General features: G+C 75.0%; 13 protein-coding genes and 1 pseudogene. 6 read left to right on the top strand and 8 right to left on the bottom strand.

The window, feature by feature from the left end:
* Positions 1–113: 113 nt before the first annotated feature.
* From L6E17_RS20965 to L6E17_RS20940, 6 genes and pseudogenes are all read right to left on the bottom strand, one after another.
* Positions 114–3,776 (bottom strand): annotated as a pseudogene (locus tag L6E17_RS20965) (amino acid adenylation domain-containing protein); the annotation flags it as partial.
* A gap of 129 nt (positions 3,777–3,905) precedes the next feature.
* A complete protein-coding gene (locus L6E17_RS20960; protein ID WP_236242290.1) occupies positions 3,906–5,264 on the bottom strand; it encodes a sensor histidine kinase in 1,359 nt (452 codons plus the stop codon).
* Positions 5,265–5,309: 45 nt separating this feature from the next.
* On the bottom strand, positions 5,310–5,981 hold the full coding sequence (locus tag L6E17_RS20955; protein ID WP_236242289.1) for a response regulator transcription factor: 672 nt from the start codon (positions 5,979–5,981) through the stop codon (positions 5,310–5,312).
* A 154-nt stretch (positions 5,982–6,135) separates the two neighbouring features.
* On the bottom strand, positions 6,136–6,855 hold the full coding sequence (locus L6E17_RS31120) for an FtsX-like permease family protein (RefSeq protein WP_236242288.1): 720 nt from the start codon (positions 6,853–6,855) through the stop codon (positions 6,136–6,138).
* Positions 6,804–8,117, bottom strand: coding sequence for an FtsX-like permease family protein (locus L6E17_RS20945; protein WP_236242287.1), 1,314 nt, complete (start codon positions 8,115–8,117; stop codon positions 6,804–6,806). Before L6E17_RS20945 ends, L6E17_RS31120 begins: the two co-directional genes overlap by 52 nt.
* Positions 8,117–8,863 carry an ABC transporter ATP-binding protein gene (locus L6E17_RS20940; RefSeq protein WP_236242286.1) on the bottom strand — a complete coding sequence of 249 codons (747 nt, stop codon included), beginning with the start codon at positions 8,861–8,863 and terminating at the stop codon, positions 8,117–8,119. Before L6E17_RS20940 ends, L6E17_RS20945 begins: the two co-directional genes overlap by 1 nt.
* Positions 8,864–9,009: 146 nt before the next feature.
* Between L6E17_RS20940 and L6E17_RS20935 the strand changes: the two genes are divergently transcribed.
* Both L6E17_RS20935 and L6E17_RS20930 read left to right on the top strand, forming a co-directional pair.
* Positions 9,010–10,287, top strand: a complete 1,278-nt coding sequence (locus L6E17_RS20935) for a sensor histidine kinase (RefSeq protein ID WP_236242285.1) — start codon at positions 9,010–9,012, stop codon at positions 10,285–10,287.
* Complete coding sequence (locus L6E17_RS20930) at positions 10,275–10,943, top strand: response regulator transcription factor (RefSeq protein WP_236242284.1); 669 nt, start codon at positions 10,275–10,277, stop codon at positions 10,941–10,943. Before L6E17_RS20935 ends, L6E17_RS20930 begins: the two co-directional genes overlap by 13 nt.
* Before the next feature lie 430 nt (positions 10,944–11,373).
* Here the strand turns inward: L6E17_RS20930 and L6E17_RS20925 are convergent, their stop codons facing one another.
* Together L6E17_RS20925 and L6E17_RS20920 are read right to left on the bottom strand one after the other, a co-directional pair.
* Entirely contained in the window at positions 11,374–12,543 is a 1,170-nt protein-coding gene (locus L6E17_RS20925; RefSeq protein ID WP_236242283.1) for a glycosyltransferase family 4 protein, read from the bottom strand.
* 186 nt (positions 12,544–12,729) lie between these two features.
* The gene (locus L6E17_RS20920) at positions 12,730–14,094 is read right to left on the bottom strand and encodes a glycosyltransferase 87 family protein (protein ID WP_236242282.1); all 1,365 of its coding nucleotides are present in this window, start codon (positions 14,092–14,094) and stop codon (positions 12,730–12,732) included.
* A gap of 178 nt (positions 14,095–14,272) precedes the next feature.
* On the opposite strand from L6E17_RS20920, the gene L6E17_RS20915 reads away from it, so the two are divergent.
* The 4 genes from L6E17_RS20915 (at position 14,273) to L6E17_RS20890 (ending at position 17,758) form a co-directional block, all read left to right on the top strand.
* A complete protein-coding gene (locus L6E17_RS20915) occupies positions 14,273–14,794 on the top strand; it encodes a hypothetical protein (protein WP_236242281.1) in 522 nt (173 codons plus the stop codon).
* A 1,117-nt stretch (positions 14,795–15,911) separates the two neighbouring features.
* On the top strand, positions 15,912–16,115 hold the full coding sequence (locus L6E17_RS20900; protein WP_236242280.1) for a cold-shock protein: 204 nt from the start codon (positions 15,912–15,914) through the stop codon (positions 16,113–16,115).
* 834 nt (positions 16,116–16,949) lie between these two features.
* A complete protein-coding gene (locus L6E17_RS20895) occupies positions 16,950–17,300 on the top strand; it encodes a CBS domain-containing protein (RefSeq protein WP_374109105.1) in 351 nt (116 codons plus the stop codon).
* 149 nt (positions 17,301–17,449) lie between these two features.
* Positions 17,450–17,758: an SCO5918 family protein gene (locus L6E17_RS20890; RefSeq protein WP_236242279.1), complete on the top strand. Its 309-nt coding sequence runs from the start codon at positions 17,450–17,452 to the stop codon at positions 17,756–17,758.
* The last annotated feature ends 65 nt before the right edge of the window (positions 17,759–17,823 follow it).

Here is a 17,823-nt window from a genome sequence, read left to right as displayed (position 1 = left end):
GCGCCGGTGCTCTCCTGCACGGTGGCCGGGTCGGGCAGGGACCTGCGGTCGACCTTGCCGTTCGGGGTGAGCGGCAGGGTGTCGAGGACCACGACCGCCGACGGCACCATGTGCTCGGGCAGCCCCTCGGCGAGGTGGGCGCGCAGTTCCTCGGGGGAGGGGCGGCGCGTGCCGGACGGCGACACGTAGGCCAGCAGGTTGGTGTTGCGGGTGACGACCGCGGCCTGGGCGACGTCGGGGTGCAGCGCGAGGGCGCTCTCGATCTCGCCGAGCTCGATGCGGAAGCCGCGCACCTTGACCTGGTCGTCGGCGCGGCCCAGGTATTCCAGGGTGCCGTCGGTGTTCCAGCGCGCCACGTCGCCTGAGCGGTACATGCGCTCGCCGGGCTCGCCGTACGGGTTCGCGACGAAGCGCTCCGCGGTGAGTCCGGGCCGCCCGTGGTAGCCGCGGGCGAGGCCGACACCGGCGATGTACAGCTCGCCGCGCACGCCGGCGGGGACCGGGCGCAGGGCGTCGTCGAGGACGTACACGCGGAAGTTCGCGATGGGCGTGCCGATCGGGGGGACCGTCGCGCCGCTGAGCGGAGCGCTCATGGTGGCGCAGACGGTGGTCTCGGTGGGGCCGTAGGCGTTGACCATGCGCCGGCCGCGGGACCAGCGGGCGACCAGGTCCGCGGTGCTGGCCTCGCCGGCGACGACGAGGGTGGCGCCGGCGGGCAGGCCGCGGCCCTCGGGGAGGACGGCGACCGTGGCCGGGGTCAGGGTGGCGTGGGTGACGCCGTGCTCGGCGGCGTACGCGGCGAGCGGCTCGCCGGGGGCGAGGGTCTCCTTGCTGCCCATGACCAGGGTGGCGCCGGTCAGCAGGCCCATGCAGACCTCCCAGAACGCCGCGTCGAAGCTGGCGGAGGCGAACTGCAGGACGCGGCTGCCGGGGGTCACGCCGAACGCCTCGGCCTGCACGGCGGCCAGGTTGCCGATGCCGCGGTGGGGGACGAGGACGCCCTTGGGGCGGCCGGTGGAGCCGGAGGTGTAGATGGCGTACGCCAGGTCGTCGGGCGCGAGCGCCACGTCGGGGGCGGTGACGGGGTGGGCGTCGAGGGCGGCCCGGTCGGCGGTGAGGTCGACGAGGGCGGCGCCCGTGTCCGGCAGCCGGTCGCGCAGCTCGCGCTGGGTGACGACGAGGCGGGCGCCGGAGTCCCGGAGCATGTAGGCGAGCCGGTCGGCGGGATAGGACGGGTCGAGCGGCAGGTAGGCCGCGCCGGCCTTCATGATGCCGAGCAGGCCGGCGGCCATGGCGGCGCTCCGCTCGACGCACAGGCCGACCGGCTGGTCGCGCCCGGCGCCGCGCTCGACGAGGTGGTGGGCGATCCGGTTGGCCCGCTCGTCCAGTTCCCGGTAGGTGACGGGGCCCTGCTCGTCGATGACGGCGACGGCGTCGGGCCGGGCGGCGGCCTGGGCTGCGTACAGCTCGGGGAAGGTGCCGGCGGGCACTTCGCGCGCGGTGTCGTTCCAGGTGTGGACGACCTGCTCGAACTCGCCGTCGGTGAGCAGGGGCAGGGAGGTGAGGGGCAGGCCGGGGCCCTCCGCGGCGCCGGCCAGCAGGACCGCCAGACGGCCCGCGAGGCCGGCGGCCGTGGACTCGTCGAACAGGGCGGTGCTGTAGCGGACGCGGAGGCACCGCCCGCCGTCCGACACCTCGAAGGACAGGTCCAGCGGGTCGAACCCGCGCTGCTCCAAGGGTAGTTCGTCGAGGTCGGCGACCACGGCCTGCACGTACGGGGTGATGCTGGTGTCCCGTGCGGGGGCGAGTGCCTCGACGAGGGCGGCGAAGGGCACGCCGTCGTGTGCGAGGGCGTCCTCCAGGGCGCGGGCCGTGTCGCGCAGCAGGACCGCGAAGGGTGCCGACGCGTCGGCCCGGGTGCGCAGGACGAGCATGTGCCCGGTGCGCGGGGAGACCGCGCCGAGGGCGATGTCCTCCTGCCCCGAGTAGCGGGTGAGCAGGGCGGTGACGGCGGCCGCGAGGACGGCCGTACGACCGGTGGCGTGGCGCTCTGCCAGGTCCGTGAGCGCCCGGGCGGCGGGGGCGGGCAGCTCGCGGGTGTGGAGGGCGGTGGCGGTCGACCGGATGACCGGGCGCGGCCGGTCGGCCGGCAGCTCCAGGGGCGGGACGCCGTCCAGTCGGGCCCGCCAGAACTCGGTCTGGTCGGGGACTGCCCGGTTCACCGGCACGTCGGCGCGAGCCACGTTTGTACCTCCAGGGAAGTGCGGCTTCCGGGCGCGGGGGTGCCAGGGGCGGGGCGCGGAAGCCGGGGAAGTCGGAAAAGGCGGTGCGGGGGAGAGGGCGGCCGGCGCGGGAGCCGGCCCGTGCGCGGGCCCGGTGACCGGTGCGCTGCGGCCGGGGGCGGCGGACGGGGCCGCGTCCGGGTGGAGTTCAGGCGGCCGTCGTCCGGCGGGCGGAGCGGCCGCCGAGCTGCATGAGGGTGACCTCGCCCGTGGCGGGATCGGTGAGGAACCGGCCGGTGTGGGGGCGGTGCCGGTGTCGGTGCGCCGGGCGGTGAACCCGAGGTCGGCGCGGAGTGCCAGGTCGGCGGTGTACCCGGTCGTGTCCGTCAGGCGCAGGGCGGTGCCGTCGCGGTGGGCGCGGACGGCGAAGCGCGTGTCGCCGTTGCGGTAGTCGCCGGTGAAGCGGTCGAGGCCGGTCGTCACCGGGGGCGCGGTGGGCGGTGCGGGGCGGTGGTCGCCGACGGGCACGCCGTGCTCCCTCAGCGCGTCCACGAGGTCCGCCCACAGCAGGGTGCCGGTGGTGGCGTTGGTGGTCAGGGCCACCGCGGTGCCGGTGCCCGGGTGGAACCGCAGGTGGGCGGTGCCGCCGTCGGCGGTGCCGTCGTGGCCGAGCCAGGTGCCGTCGGGCGAGGCGTGGCGGGCCAGGCCCAGGCCCCATCCGTCGGCCATGCCGGAGGCGTCGGCGGCGGGCACCTCGGCGGCCATCTCGGCCCGCTCCGCGGCGGGCAGCAGCGTGTCGGCTCCGGGGCGGGTCCCCAGGTGGAGGGCGGCGAGCGCCACCAGGTCGTCGGCGCTGCCGGCCAGTCCGCCCGCCGGCGCCCAGCCGTACGGCGGCAGGTACGGGCCGACGGGGTGGGCCGTGCGCCGCGGGCCCGGCCGCACGGCGTGGCCGTCCGCGACGGCACGGGGGCCCGCCGCGGAGCCGCCGCCCAGGAACACCGGGGCGATGCCGAGCGGCCGCAGCAGGGAATGCTCCATGACCGCCTGCCACTTCATGTCACCGACCACCTCGATCACGCGGCCGAGAATGCTGTAGCCGGTATTCGCGTACGAGAAGCAGTGCCCCGGATCGTGCAGGGTGCGGGTGGCCGCGGCACTCGCCGTGTAACGCGCCAGGGACGGTTCCCCGGTTCCGTCGGGCTCGTGGTCGGCGACCAGCCCGGCGGTATGGCTGAGCAGGTGCCGCAGGGTGATGGCGGCCATCTTGCCGTCCACCGCCCCGTCGAACTCCGCCAGGTATTCGGCGACCGGGTCGTCCCATTCGAGGTCGCCCTCGGAAACGAAGCGGGCGATCACGGTGGCCGTGAACGCCTTGGTCACCGAACCCAGGGCGAAGGCGGTGTCCGCGGTCACCGGCACGGCGGTGCCGGCCCGGGTCACCCCGGTGGTCAGGGACAGGGTCTCCCCCGCCCGGTGGATGGTCAGCTGCGCGCCGGGAACCGAGTGGTCGTGCGCGAGCCCGCGCAGTCGGTCCGCCGTAAAATGCGCTTCCACGTCTCCCCCTTGTCACGCTGCACTGGTACGGCTACCCGCACCTCGGGGGTGCGGGTAGCCGTACCCTCACATCCTCGATCACGCGTTCAAAAAAGGGCAAGAGCTTTCGATATGAGGAAAAGATGCAGGTCAGAGCGGGTGTGCTGACCAGGGGAGGGTGGCCGTCACCGTCGTCGGTCCACCGGGCGGACTCCTCACGTCCAACCGCCCGTTGAGCGCGGCGGCCCGGTCCTCCAGCCCGCGCAGCCCCGTCCCGCCGGTCGGCGAGGCACCGCCCGTGCCGTTGTCCGTCACCGAGATGACGAGCTGGTTGTCGTGCTCCTCAAGGCGGACGTGGATACGCGTGGCGGACGCGTGCTTGACCGTGTTCGCCAGGCATTCCGCGACGATGTAGTAAGCCGTCGACTCCACGCCCACGTCCGGGCGCCGCTCAAGACCGCTGGAAACGACCACGGGCACGTGGAAACGCTCCGTCAACGCCGATACGGCCGCGTCGAGACCGCGATCGCTCAGAATGGGCGGCTGAATTCCGCGTACCAGGTCCCGGATCTCGTCGAGCGCCTTTCCGATCTCCTGGTGCGTTTCGTCGAGAAGCCCGCGCAGGTATTCCGCGTCGTCACTCCTGCGGTGCTTCCCGTGGGAAAGGCGCATCAGCAGCACCGCCAGGCGCGCCTGCGCCCCGTCGTGGAGATCTCTTTCCAGTCGGCGGTAGTCGGCGTCGTTCACCCGCAGCGCCGCGATGCGCTGGCGCTCGGCCGCCTCCTCCCGGCGCTGCGCCTCGGCCTCGTCGATCCGGCTGAGGATGCGGCGCACCAGCCGGGCCCGCAGTCTGCCCATCCAGAACAGCAGCCCCAGCAGTGCCGAGAAGGCCGCCACGGACCCGGCGGCGACCGTCAGGCGCGTGACCGCCCCCGTCACCGGCAGGGTCACACCGGGCCCGAACGCGAGTTGCTCCGGCGGCCCGACGGGCAGCGCCACCGCGAACGCGACCACCGGCACCGCCAGCGCCGCCAGCGGCAGCAGCCAGACCGTGCCGAGCAGCAGCAGCCCGAGGTAGCCGATGTCGTCCCAGCCCGCCTCGGCGGACCGGTGCTCCCGAGCCCCCTCCCGGTCCGCCTCGGCGGACCGGTGCGACGGGTCGCCCGGGGCGCCGACGACCGAGTGGGCGAGCAGGCGCTCCAGGTCGGCGACAGCCCGCAGCAGCGGCAGGCTGAACGACATGCCGTCACGCAGGGCCGCCAGCCGGGCCGGCACCTGCCGCAGCACGTCACCCAGCGCGCCGGCCTGCCGGGGCGCCCGCCGCCGCGCTGCCGGGACCGCCCACCGCACCGCCGCCGCCGCACCCCGTACGACGGCGACGACCGCCGACGGCAGACCGGCGAGCAGGAGCCACGACACGGCGCGCAGAGCCAGCGAGGCCACCACGAGCGGGGCCAGCAGCAGACCGACCAGACTGCCCACGGAGAGGTAGATCAGGCCGGCGGCCACACGATAAGGAGTCGAGAACGTCACAGGACTACGGACCACCGCGCGTCAGTCGGCCCTGTCCTGAAGCTTTTCCATGCCCCGCAGGTAATCCAGCACCGCCAGCACCCGGCGGTGGTTCTCACCCGTGTTCGGAATCCTCAACTTCCCGAGGATCGACGTGACGTGCTTCTCCACCGCGCGCTCGGAAATGGCGAGCCGGTTCACGATGCCGCTGTTCGTCAGCCCCGTCGCCATGAGTTCGAGCACCTGGCGTTCACGCGGCGTCAGCAGCTCCGTGGCGCGCTTCTCCCGCGGACTGCCGACGAACTGCTTGAAGATGTCGGAATCCAGGACGGTTTCCCCGTTCCGGACGCGGTGCAGAGCCGAAAGGAATTCCTCGAAGTCCCCGACGCGCTGCTTCAGCAGGTACCCCGCCCCGGCCGGCGCGTCCCTGACCAGCTCCTCGGCGTAGGTGGGCTCCACGTACTGGGACAGGAGCAGCACCGCGGTGCCCGCGCCGAGCTTCTGTATCTCCAGGGCGGCGCGTATGCCCTCGTCCGTGAACGTCGGCGGCATACGGACATCCATAATCACCACGTGCGGCCGCGCGGTCCGGACGGCTTCCAGCATCCCCGTCGCATCGCTCAGCGAAGCGACGACCTCGATTCCCTCGTCCGCCAGCAGCCTCGCCATTCCGGCTCGCAAGAGCGCGGAATCCTCGGCGATCGCGACGCGCATGGAGACTCCTGCTCGTTAGGATCGTGCCAACCAACCGGCGAGCATGCGCCGCCCAAGTGTGAAGTGCAAGTGAAGCTGTGTGGGGGGCCACAGCATAGGCGCGGCACGCTGGGTAACGCTACGCCGACCGATGTCCGACCCCGAGTGAGACGCCCTACTCGCGGGAAGCGACCCCGGCGACGCCCGCGTGCCGCAGCAGACGGCCGACCGCCGCACGGCTCACCACCACACCGACCAGGACACAGGCCCCGGTGAGCGCCCCGAGCACGCCCCACTCCACGCGCAGCGGCGGCTCCCCGCCGAAGACCGCCAGCGCCCCGCGGTACGCCCGCGCCCCCACGGCCACCACCCCGGCCGCGATCACCACGCCCAGCAGCGACGTGGACAGGGTCTCCCACAGCGCCATGCGGCGCACCTGCCCCGCGCTGACACCGATCAGTCGCATGCCCGCCACCTCCCGCCCGCGTCGGCTGTACGCCATCACCAGCACGCCCGCCACGGCGATGAGCGCGTACAGCGACGCCGGTACCGCAAGCACCCCCAGCACCAGCCGGTTGAGCCGGTCACGGTCGCCCGCCGCCCGGCTGAACCACTCCTCGGACGGCACCACCCGCACCCGGTCGGCACCGAACCGCGCGGTCAGCTCCGCGGCCGCCGCCCGCGGCGAGCCCGCGGCCTCTGCACCGAGCAGCACGGCGGCACGCGGCGCGGCCGCGCCGCCTCCCGAGCCGGGCGGCAGCAGCAGCGAGGGCACCGCCGACCCGCCGTCCAGCACCGCCACGACACGGCCCGTGACCGGCCGGCCGCCGAACAGCCCGTACGTCACCGTGGAGCCCGCCCGGTGCCCGTACCAGTCGGCGAACTCCCGCGACACCGCGAGCGTGCCCGGCTCCAGCGGGCCGAGGGACCCGTCCACCACCGTGATCCGGTGGGTGCGGGCCAGCGCGGCCGGATCCCCGACCGCCGCCTGCTCCCGCCACACCGAGTGCGGGCCGGCCACCGCCACCTCCAGCGCGGCGGGTGCCGACACCGCCGCCACCCCGGGTGGGCGCGCAGGGCCGACACGACGTCCTCGCCCAGCACGCCGCCCCGCGCCGGCTCCACCACCAGTTGCGCGACGGTACGCGCCCGGTCGTCCGCCTCCGCCGCCGCGCCCGTGGTGGACAGCACGGTGGTGAACACGCCGACGGTCGCCAGGATCGCCACCACCGGCCCGACCAGGGCCGCCGTACGCCGCCGCGACGTGCGCACCGACTCCGCGGCCAGGCGGCCCGCCACCGGGTCGGCCCAGCGCAGCGGCAGCGCCGTCAGCCGCAGCAGCGCCGGCAGGTACAGGGGCCCCAGGAGCGTGGCGGCGACAGCGAGCGCCATCGTGCCGGACAGCGCCAGCGGCGTGGCCGCCTCCGCGCCCGCGCCGGGCGTCAGCGCCACCAGCACCCCGCCGGTCACCAGCGTCAGCACACCCAGCGCCCCGCGCCCCGCCGTCATCGCCCGGGCGTCCGGCTCCGCCTCGCGCAGCGCCTCCGCCGGGCGCACCCGCGCGGCCCGCCGCGACGCGGCCAGCGCACCCAGCACGGCCATCAGCAGCCCGCTGCCCGCGGCGAACAGCAGCGGCCCGGACAACGGTCCCGGTCGCAAACCGACCGGTGACAGCCCCGTGCCGTCGAGCGCCTCCACGGCGAACGGCGCGGCCGCGGCGGCGACCGCGCACCCCGCCAGTGCGGCAGGCACCGCCACCGCCAGCGACTCGCCCAGCACCATCCGGCGCACCTGCGGACCGCCCGCGCCCACCAGGCGCAGCAACCCCATGTCGCGGCGGCGCAGGGCGATGCCGAACGCACACGTGCCCGCGACGACGAACACCGTCACGAACGCCGACACGACGCCCGCCATCGCCAGCACGCTCTGCACCCCGCCCATGTCCGGGTCGCCGGCGGACAGGGTGCGCGCCGTACCGGTGCCGTCCGTGAGCGTCACCGACCCGGCGCCGGAGCCGGGCGCCGCCGGCACCGCCCAGGTCGCGGCCAGCGCCGACGCGCACACCCCGACCAGCGCCACGCCGAGCGCGAGCGCCACGAACGTACCGGCGAAGAGCGCCCGGTAGTGCCGCACCGACCGCAGGGAGATCCGCCACATCACCGCTCCCACAGGCTCAGCTCGTGGGCGACCGCGGCGGCCGTGGGGTGGTCGAGCCGCCCGACGACCCTGCCGTCCGACAGGAACACCACCCGGTCCGCGCACGCCGCGGCCGCTGGGTCGTGGGTCACCACGGCGACCGTGCCGCCTGCCCGGTCGACCACGGCCCGCAGCAGCTCCATGACCTGCCGGCCGCTGCGCCGGTCCAGGGAACCGGTCGGCTCGTCCGCGAAGACGATCTCCGGCTCGGCCACCAGCGTCCGCGCGATCGCGACCCGCTGCTGCTGCCCGCCGGACAACTGCGCGGGCCGCCGGTCCGCCTTCTCCTCCAGACCCACCCCGCGCAGCGCCCCCATGACCCGGTCCCGCCGCACGCGCCCGCCCCGCAGCCGCAGCGGCAGGGCCACGTTCTCGTACGCGGTCAGCATCGGCAGGAGGTTGAACTGCTGGAAGACGAAGCCCATCCGGCTCCGGCGCACCTCCGTCAACTCCTTCTCACCGCAGGCGGCGAGGTCCGTGTCACCCAGGAGCACCTGGCCGCTGTCCGGCTTGTCCAGACCCGCCGCGCAGTTCAGCAGCGTCGTCTTGCCGGAGCCGGACGGGCCCATCACGGCGGTCATCGCCCGCTGCGGAAAGCCCAGACTCACCTCGCGCAGCACGGGGACGCGCCCCCCGGCGCCCGGGTGGCTCTTGGAGACGGCGGCCAACTGGACGGCGAGGAGCTGAGTGTCGGTGAGCAGTGCCATGCCCCCAGTCCAGCAGAGCGGGACGCCCAGGTCAGTGGGCCTGCCAGGAGTCCCGAAAGGAGGGTTTTCCCTACCGTCCGCCCCGCGCCGGGCGGTTAGAGTACGGGTGCACCAGCACGCGCCACGGCCCCGGAGGGACACGCACCATGACCGTCGCCGTCTGGGAGGCCATGCGGCGGCGCCCCCTGCAGTTCGCGCTCTCCACCTGGCCGCCGCGGTGCTGGGCGTTCCTGCTGAGCGGCACCGTCGTGGGCTTCGTCGCGCTGCTCCTCTTCGCCGGCCTCCTCTTCGTCGGCATCGGCCTGTCCGTGGTCGGCGTCGGCCTGCTCGTCCTCATGGCGGCCGCCGTCTTCGGAGTCCCCGTCGCCGCCCTGGAACGGCGCCGGCTCCGGCTCGTCGAACCGGAGCCCCTCCTCGACCCGCACGGCTCACTGCCCGGCACGGGCGCCTGGCCGTGGCTGCGCACCCGCCTGCGCGAGCGCGCCACCTGGCGGGAACTCGGGTACACCCTCGCCCTGGGCGTCGTCTTCACCGCCACGGGCATCGGCTTCACCGCCCTGCTCGGCCTGTCGGCGATCCTGACGGCGACCCCCGTCATCGTGTGGGCGATCGCGCCCGACACGGTGATGCTGGTGCCCGGCAGGCCCATCTCCGATCCCGTCGCGGCCCTGCCGGGCAGTGCCGCGGGCCTCTTCGGACTGCTCGTCTCGGCGTACGCGGGCGGCCTGCTCGCGGGCGCGCAGGTGTGGGTCGCCCAGGCCCTGCTGTCGGCCCGCGACGAGGACCTGAGCAGCAGGGTCATCGAACTGACCCGCTCCCGCGCCCGGCTGGTCGACGCGTTCGAGGCCGAACGGCGCCGCATCGAGCGGGACCTGCACGACGGCGCCCAGCAGCAGCTCGTGGCGCTCAGCATGACCCTGGGACTGGCCGAACTGGAACTGCGCGGCCAGGACTCGCCGGCCGCCCCGCTGATCGCCCGCGCCCGCGGCGAGGCCCGCCAGGCCCTGGACCAGCTGCGCTCCCTGGTGCGCGGCATCCACCCCCAGGTCCTCACCGACCACGGGCTGCCGGCCGCCGTCGCCGAACTCGCCCTGCGCAACCCCGTCCCGGTCACCGTCGACATCGACCTCCCGCACCGGCTGCCGTCGGCGGTCGAGACCACGGCGTACTTCACCGTCACCGAGGCGCTGACGAACGCCTCCAAGCACAGCGGCGCCGACGAGGTCGCCGTCGTCGGCCGGCTCCGCGACGGCAAACTGGTCCTGCTCATCACCGACAACGGGCACGGCGGCGCCGATCCGGCCGCCGGGGCCGGTCTGCAAGGATTGGCGGACCGGGTGGCCATCCTGAAGGGGAGACTCATCGTGACCAGTCCCGCCGGCGGACCCACGCAACTGCGGGTGGAGGTGCCGTGCTCCGCGTAGTGCTCGCCGAGGACGCCGTCCTGCTGCGCGCCGGCCTGGTGGAGCTGCTGTCCCGCGTCGGACACGAGGTGACCGCCGCCGTCGGGGACGCCGCGGAACTGGCGCGCGCCGTGGACGCCGACCGGCCGGACGTGGTCATCACCGACGTCCGGATGCCGCCGGGCTTCCGCGACGAGGGCCTGAAGGCGGCGCTGGAACTGCGCGGCCGGCACCCGGGCCTGCCGGTGCTGGTGCTGTCGCAGTACGTCGCCACCGCCTACGCCGCCCAGCTGTTCAGCGGCGGCACGTCGGCCGGGGGAGGACTGGGGTACCTGCTGAAGGACCGGGTCGGGGAGGTCACCGACTTCCTCGACGCGCTGGACCGGGTCGCCGGCGGGCAGACGGTCATCGACCCCGAGGTGGTCCGGGTGCTGCTCCGGCAGCGGACCGCCGACGAGCCGCTGCAGCGCCTGACACCCCGCGAGCGGGAGGTGCTGGCCCTCATGGCGGAGGGGCTGAACAACCAGGCCATCGCGCAGCGGCTCACCATCACCGAGGCCTCGGTCGTCAAGCACTCCAGCAACATCTTCATGAAGCTGGAGCTCGACCCGGCCGAGGGTAACCGCCGGGTCCTGGCGGTCCTCGCCCACCTCCGCCGTGAGGCCCCACCGGTCTGACCCGCCGCGTCAGCGCCACTCCAGAAGGAGCCGACGGCTCGCCGGCCCCCGGGTCCGCCGCGGTGACCCGCCGTCCGGCAGGCCGGCGCCGACCCGACCGGGCGGTGTCAGCGTCCCGTGGGGAGGAGAACCGACGGGTCGTCGGCACCGCGCCTGCGGCGCCCGCCGGCCTCAGGCGCGTCGGCGCCGGTCCGACCGTGCCGTGCGTCCGCCCGGGGTAAGTCGACGGATCGTCAGCCCGCCGCGACGCGACGCCGAATCGCCCTCCGGCAGGTCGGCGCCCGGGTCTACTCGCCCGCGTCGGCGCCCCCGTGAGGCAACCGACGGCCTGTCAGCTCGCTGTCCTCGCGCGGTCGATACGTCCTCCGGCAGGTCGGCGCCCGGGTCTACTCGCCCGCGTCGGCGCCTCCGTGAGGCAGCCGATGGACCGTCAGCCCGCCGTCCCCGGCGCGGCCGACACGTCGTCCGGCAGGTCGGCACCCGGGGTGAGCAACCGCGTCAGCCGCTCCGCCGACGAGTCCCAGGACCATTGCGCGGCCACCCACGCCCGGCCGGCCCCGCCCATCGCCGCGGCCCTCTCCGGGTCGCCCAGCAGCCCCGACACGGCACCGGCCACGGCCCGTACGTCAGTACCGTCCACGACCGTGCCCGTCACCCCGTCGACGACGGCGTCCGGCGCGCCGCCCGAATCGCCGGCGACCACGGGCAGTCCGCTCGCGGCAGCCTCCAGGAACACGATGCCCAGCCCTTCCGCCTCCAGCCCGGCCTTCCTGGTCCGGCACGGCATCGCGAAAACGTCGGCCGCCGCGTAGTACGGCGCCGTCGACGCGTGGTCCAGACCCCCGGCGAACACCACATGCCCCTCGGCGTGCCGGCGCGCGAGCCTCCGCAGCCGCTCCTCGTCCGGGCCGTGCCCCACGATCACCAGCACCGCGTCCGGCACGGCCCGCAGGATGCCCGGCAGCGCCCGGACCAGCGTGTCCTGGCCCTTGCGCGCGACCAGCCGCGAGACGCACAGGACGACCCTGCGGTCCTCGAGGCCGTGCCGCTCCCGGACCTCCCGCGCCTGCCCGGGCACCGGGCGGAACGCCGCCGCGTCCACCCCGGGCACCAGCCGCACGAGGGCGGCCCGCGGCCCCAGCGCCGGCGCGACACGGCGCCGGGTGTACTCGCCGAGGTACGTGACGGCGTCCACGTGGTCGCCGATGCGCCGCAGCAGCCGCCGGGCGCCCGGTGTGCGGGCCCACCAGATCTCGTGGCCGTGCGTGGTGGCGACCAGCCGCCGGATCCTGCCGCGCCGCAGCGCCGGCGCCATCGCCGCGAGCGGCGCGGCGGCCCCGAACCACGCCCGGTCGCAGCCGTGGCGCCGGGCGGTCTCCAGGATGCGGCGGGTCACGCGGGGCGTGGGCAGCAGCATTCGGGCGGGGTCCCTGACCACCGGGAATGGCAGGGTGGCGTCGTACGCGGCGGCACCCGGCTCGCCGGACGTGTAGACGACCACGTCGTCGCCCGGGACGCGCGTCGCCATGGCGTGGACGAACGTCTCGATGCCCCCCTGGCGGGGCGGGAAGTCGTTGGTGACGATCAGAGTGGTGCCCATGGCGGGTTGCTGCCTTCGACAGGAGGGGACGTTCAGGCGGGGAGGAGGCGGCCGCGGCGGCCGCCGGCGGCGCGGGCGGCGGCGATCCCGCGGCCGCGGCCCCGGCGGTACGCGGGGCAGCCGACGCCCCGAAGCACCCGCGGGACGCCGCCCGGATCCCCGCCGCACCCCGCCGGGTGCGGCGGCTCAGGCGGCGCGAACTCCCGAAGGAGCGCCGCCCCGTCCGCTGCCGAGGAGCACCGGTGAGCGCCCCACCGCGGGGCGGCTGCCACCGCCGCGGTACGGCGGGCGCTCACCGGGCACACCGCACGACCGGAACCGGCACCGGCCGCGCGGGACTCGAGGACCGTACGACGCGGCCGCCCGCGGCCTCCGCCCCACGGGCACCACCCACCAGCCGCGCCAGCACCACCAGCGCGACCGGCAGGGCCAGGTACCCGAACCGCCCGGCCGGCGCCAGGAGGAACGCCACGCACAGGCCGACGGCGAGCCGGTCGGCGGCGGACACGAGGCCGTACGGCGGCCGCACGACGAGGACACGGCGACGGCCAGCCCGCCGGCCAGCAGCAGAGCGACCGCCGCGTACCAGCCGGCCGGCCCGAGGTCGGCGAGCAGCCGGCCCGGCAGCGGACTGGCCGCCGGCGTCTCCCACGGCCCGCGCCCCGTCGGGAAGGCGAACACCTGCTGCACGAGAGGCCCGGGCGACAGCAGCGCGCTCGGCAGGACGAGCAGGACGGTGCCCGCCACCGCGACGGCCGCGCCCTGCACGGCCGCCCGCGCCCCGCCCCGCTGGGCGAGCAGCGCCACGGCGACCGCGACGGCGGGCCACGCCGTCCACTTCAGCGAACAGGCGGCGGCCAGCGCCAGCCCGGCAGCCACGGGCCGCCGCCGGGCCGCGTACGCCAGCGCCAGGAACAGCAGTCCGATCAGCGGCAGGTCCACACCGCTGACGCACAGCGGCAGCGCCACGACCGGTGAGGCCACGAACGCGACCACGGCGTCCCGGCCCGCCGCGCCACCCGTGCCCGCCCGGCCGACCGCACGCCCGGTCGCGCGCCGCGCCGCCCACAGGCAGCCCAGGAACGCCGCCGCGCACCAGAGCCGGGCGTCGCCCAGCAGCCCGGGCAGCGGGCCGCCGTCGCCCAGCACCGCGCGCGGCAGCCCGAACACCGCCATGCCGGGCAGATACGGGGTGACCTCGACCACCGTGCGGGGTTCGGCCAGATACGGGGTGGCCTGACTCAGCATCAGGGCGCCGGACCGCTCGATGACGCCGACCTCGCTCTGCGCCCATCCGCCGGCCAGCAGCACGAGCAGCGGCACGGCCACCGCCCCGGCGAAGGCCGCCCCGACGGACAGGCGCCGCCCCCGCGGCCACAGTGCGGCGCCCGCCGCACAGAGGTAGCCCACGGACGCGCACGCCCCCCAGACCCGGTGCGGTCCCGGTGCCTCGATGAGGGGGAACACCCCGGCCCACACGAACGCCACGAACCAGCCACCGGCCCACACCAGCCGGTGCTTCCACGGTATTTGCGTCGGGAGAGTAAGCACCCGTCCATCAGACCCGGCCCTTACCGGCGCCGTCATGACAGCCAGGTCGAGACCCGGAGGTCGGGTTTACCCCACCACACCGCCACACCGATGGACCGCGCCGGCCGCTGACGCACCACTGACGCACCGCGCTTGCCGCCCCTGGGGCGTGTGTCGGAAGTGCTTTAGGTTGGCTGACGTGAGTGTGCGGGCGCGGAGTTACCGATATGTCGGACCGGTTGAGCTGAAGGCTGCGGTCCGGCCTGGCGGTGGCGGGTGCCCAATCGGCTCGGCGGCTGATTTCGACGGCTGGATCGCTGAGCGATCGGCAGCAGAACTGACGGAACCGTTCACCTTCGTGGTCGGCACGGATGGTGTGCTTCGGCTGGCGCCGCGGCGAAGTGAGCACGTGGCCTGCGCTGGCGGGGACATGGTTCTGAGTGCCGGCGAGATCAGCTTCGTGCGTGAGGCAGACCGGTGGACCGTGGGCGAGGTCAGCAACCAGTCCACCGGATACTGTCCGGACGTCACCTCCTGGTCGGCAGTCGCTCATGCTCTGGACGACGTAGAGCTTGGGCGGCCCTCCGGCTTCACCCATGAGGTGGAGTTCCGGCGGTGCCCCGACTGCCAGGAGCACAACATCGTGCGCGAGGACGACTTTGTCTGCGTCTTCTGTGGCAGTGATCTGCCGGAGGCGTGGAACGTGGATCCCGCCCTGTGACGGCCGCGGGTCACAGCCACTCGTTGATGGCAGCGACGAGGACAGTCGCTTCGTAGCGGACCGCGAGCTTGTCGTATCGCGTGGCGACGGCGCGGTGTGGCTTGAGACGGTCGGGTGGTGGTCGGTCCCGTCCGGGTGGTTCGCGGCCCTCTGTGGGCGGTTCTCCGCCCCGCCCACAGGACCGTCCCTGTCGTCCGAGCGCCGGCGGACCCGTCCACCCGGCCGGCGCTGCCTTCCGGGCGGGGCAGCAGGGGCACGGCCGGCGCGGTGAGCGCCGCGAGGACGAGCCAGGGGACGGCCGCGGGCAGGTCCCGGTCCGGCAGGGAGGCGGTGGCCGCACTGCCCACGAGGGCGATGGCGCCGGTCACCGAGGACAGGGCGCCCGTACAGAGGCCGAGGCGGCCCTCGTCGGCGCGGCCCGCCACCCAGGCGCGGGCGGCCGGGACGATCAGCATCCGGCCCAGCGTGAGCAGCAGCACGAAGCCGGTGCCGCGCCGGGCGAGGCGCTGGCGTGCCGGGCCTGCCGGTGCTGCGCGGGGTGAGGTGCCGGCGCGGCGGGCCTGCCGGTGCCGCGCGGGGTGAGGCGCTGGCGTGCCGGGCCCGCCGGTGACGCGCCGGAGCGACACGCCTTCCCGCGCCGGGCCCGGTGGTGCTGCGCCGAGCGGGACGCTCCCGCGCCGGGCCCGGCGGCGCGGCGAGCACAGCCGACACCCGGCGCACGCCGAACACCTCGGGTCCCGCCCCTTTCCGCCCTGCCCCGGGGTACGGGTTTGCCCGCCACACCCCTCACCGCCCGGGCGCCGAGGCGGCTCAGCGCGACGCTCCGGCGGGACGCGGCTGCGCCCGTATCTGTCTCGGCGAAGTGAGGGTTGACGAGGTGGCGCCGTGCGTTTTACTGCCGCGCACAAATAGCGGAGGCATTCGACCGGCGCCGGCCCCCGCGCCGTGCTAGCCTCGCATTAGTTGCAGTTGTGGTTCCCGAAACTTCAAGCGCTCTCCGACGGCTTCGCGCCTGTGGGGTGTGCTTTTCATTACCGGTATTTCCGGCGGGGCAATCATTGCGGCGACATGGCATGCGCACCGTGTGTATGCCGATGTGCCTCAAAGGAGATACAGCATGAGCACTGGCACCGTGAAGTGGTTCAACGCGGAAAAGGGTTTCGGCTTCATCGAGCAGGACGGCGGCGGCCCTGACGTCTTCGCCCACTACTCGAACATCGCCGCCCAGGGCTTCCGCGAGCTGCAGGAGGGTCAGAAGGTGAACTTCGACATCGCCCAGGGCCAGAAGGGCCCGACGGCCGAGAACATCGTGCCTGCCTGACGCTGACGCGTATGACGTAGCCGGGGCCCGCATCCTTCGGGGTGCGGGCCCCGGCTCACGCTTTTTCGCGCGCCGACCCCGCCAGGGCGAGACGCGTCCCACCCACCTCCGCCGCAGGGCGGTTGCGCGAAAACCGTCACCCGTAATTCCCGTCCCGTCGCCCAGCGAAACCCGAATCCCTTGCCGGGCGCCCACCGAGGGCGCCGCGGGGGTTTGCCCGGGAAGTCGGCACCGGAAACCCGGTTCCGCGTGTGATCAGGTCACCTCCATGGAATTCTTCGCGGAATTCCGCGCCGCAGGGATCCCCTGACACGTTCCGCATCGAGGAAGGCTCCGTATGGGCGTAGGGAAGGAACGCGCCGGGTCGGCTCTCTCGCCCAGAAGCGAGCCGGTCTGCCCTCCTGGAGCCTTCGGGTGCAGCACCCGCACCGTCGTCTGCACATCCGGACGGGGGGCGTACCCCGCCCTTCGCGGGACCCGGCGAGGTGCCGCACCGGCGCCGGGCGGCAACTCTGGCACAGGGCCGGAGCGGAATGCGGGGGAGCGGCCGGAGCGACCCCGGCGGGGCCCCTCCGGTCCGGCGGCGGGCACCGCCGCCCCCGCCTCGTGTCGGACCGCCGCCCCCGCGGGGTGGTGGCGCCTCCCGGGCCAGGACACGACCGGCACGGCGCTCGCCGACGCACCCGCGGTCGGCAGGAGGCCCCGCAGGCCCCGCCGACGCACCCGCGGTCGGCAGGAGCCCGCAGGCCCCGCCGACGCACCCGCGGTCGGCAGGAGCCCGCAGGCCCCGCCGGCCGTACGGCCAAGCCACCGGCTCCCACACGAAAGGCACTCGTGACCGTCATTCAGGCCCCGCACCGCCCCGCAGCCCAGGCCCTGCTACGCCCGGCCCTTCAGGCCCCGCACCGCCCCGCGTGCACCGCGTCCACGCCGGCCCAGGTGCACGGGGAAGACGCCGTCGACGAGACCGGACCGCAGGTCTGGGAGGACATGACCGTGGAAGTGGCCCTGTCGGTCATGTCGGGCGCACGCGCCGCGCACCTGACCGTCCGCGACGACGACGGCAGCCGTACGGGCCTCGTCTCCCGGGCCCAGCTCACCGCCTTCCGCGCCACGCCCGCGTACACCGACCGGGTGCGACTGCGGGACCTGCCGTCCCGTGCGGACGGCCCCCACCACCCCTGAGCAGGCGGCTGGACCGGGCGCGGGTGCGGCGACCCGAGCCGCAGAAGCCGCCACCGGCCGACACCACCAGCACCCGGTGTCCCGAGCCGCACCGCCGCACCGCACCACCGTCGTCCGTGCCGTCAACACTCTCCCCACTGTGAGGTCCCATGCGCTGCGTAATCGCCCGCTTCCCGTTCGAGCTGACGAAGAACGGTGTGATGGAGGCAATGGAGGGCGTCGCCCCCGAACCGATCACCGGCGAGTCCGTGACCATCGGACGCCGCCAGTATCCCGTCAAGCAGGTGGGCGCGGTCATCACACGCCAGGACCGCCGTGACTTCAGCGCCGGCGAAGTCGTCCGGGCGATGGTCAAGCTCGGTTTCACCTGCCACGCCGTGCCCCAGGCCCCCGGGGCCGCCGCGGCCGGCCCGGTCCAGCGGGCGTCCGCTCTGCTCGGCCCGTCCGCGGCGGCCTGACCGGCGGGCCGCGGCCCGCACGCCACGCCCGAAGACGGACCAGAGGGCCCGACCGGAACACCGGT

Source organism: Streptomyces sp. CC228A (assembly GCF_021390935.1).
Taxonomy (GTDB): Bacteria; Actinomycetota; Actinomycetes; order Streptomycetales; family Streptomycetaceae; genus Streptomyces.
This window is presented reverse-complemented; position numbering and strand designations above follow the sequence as displayed.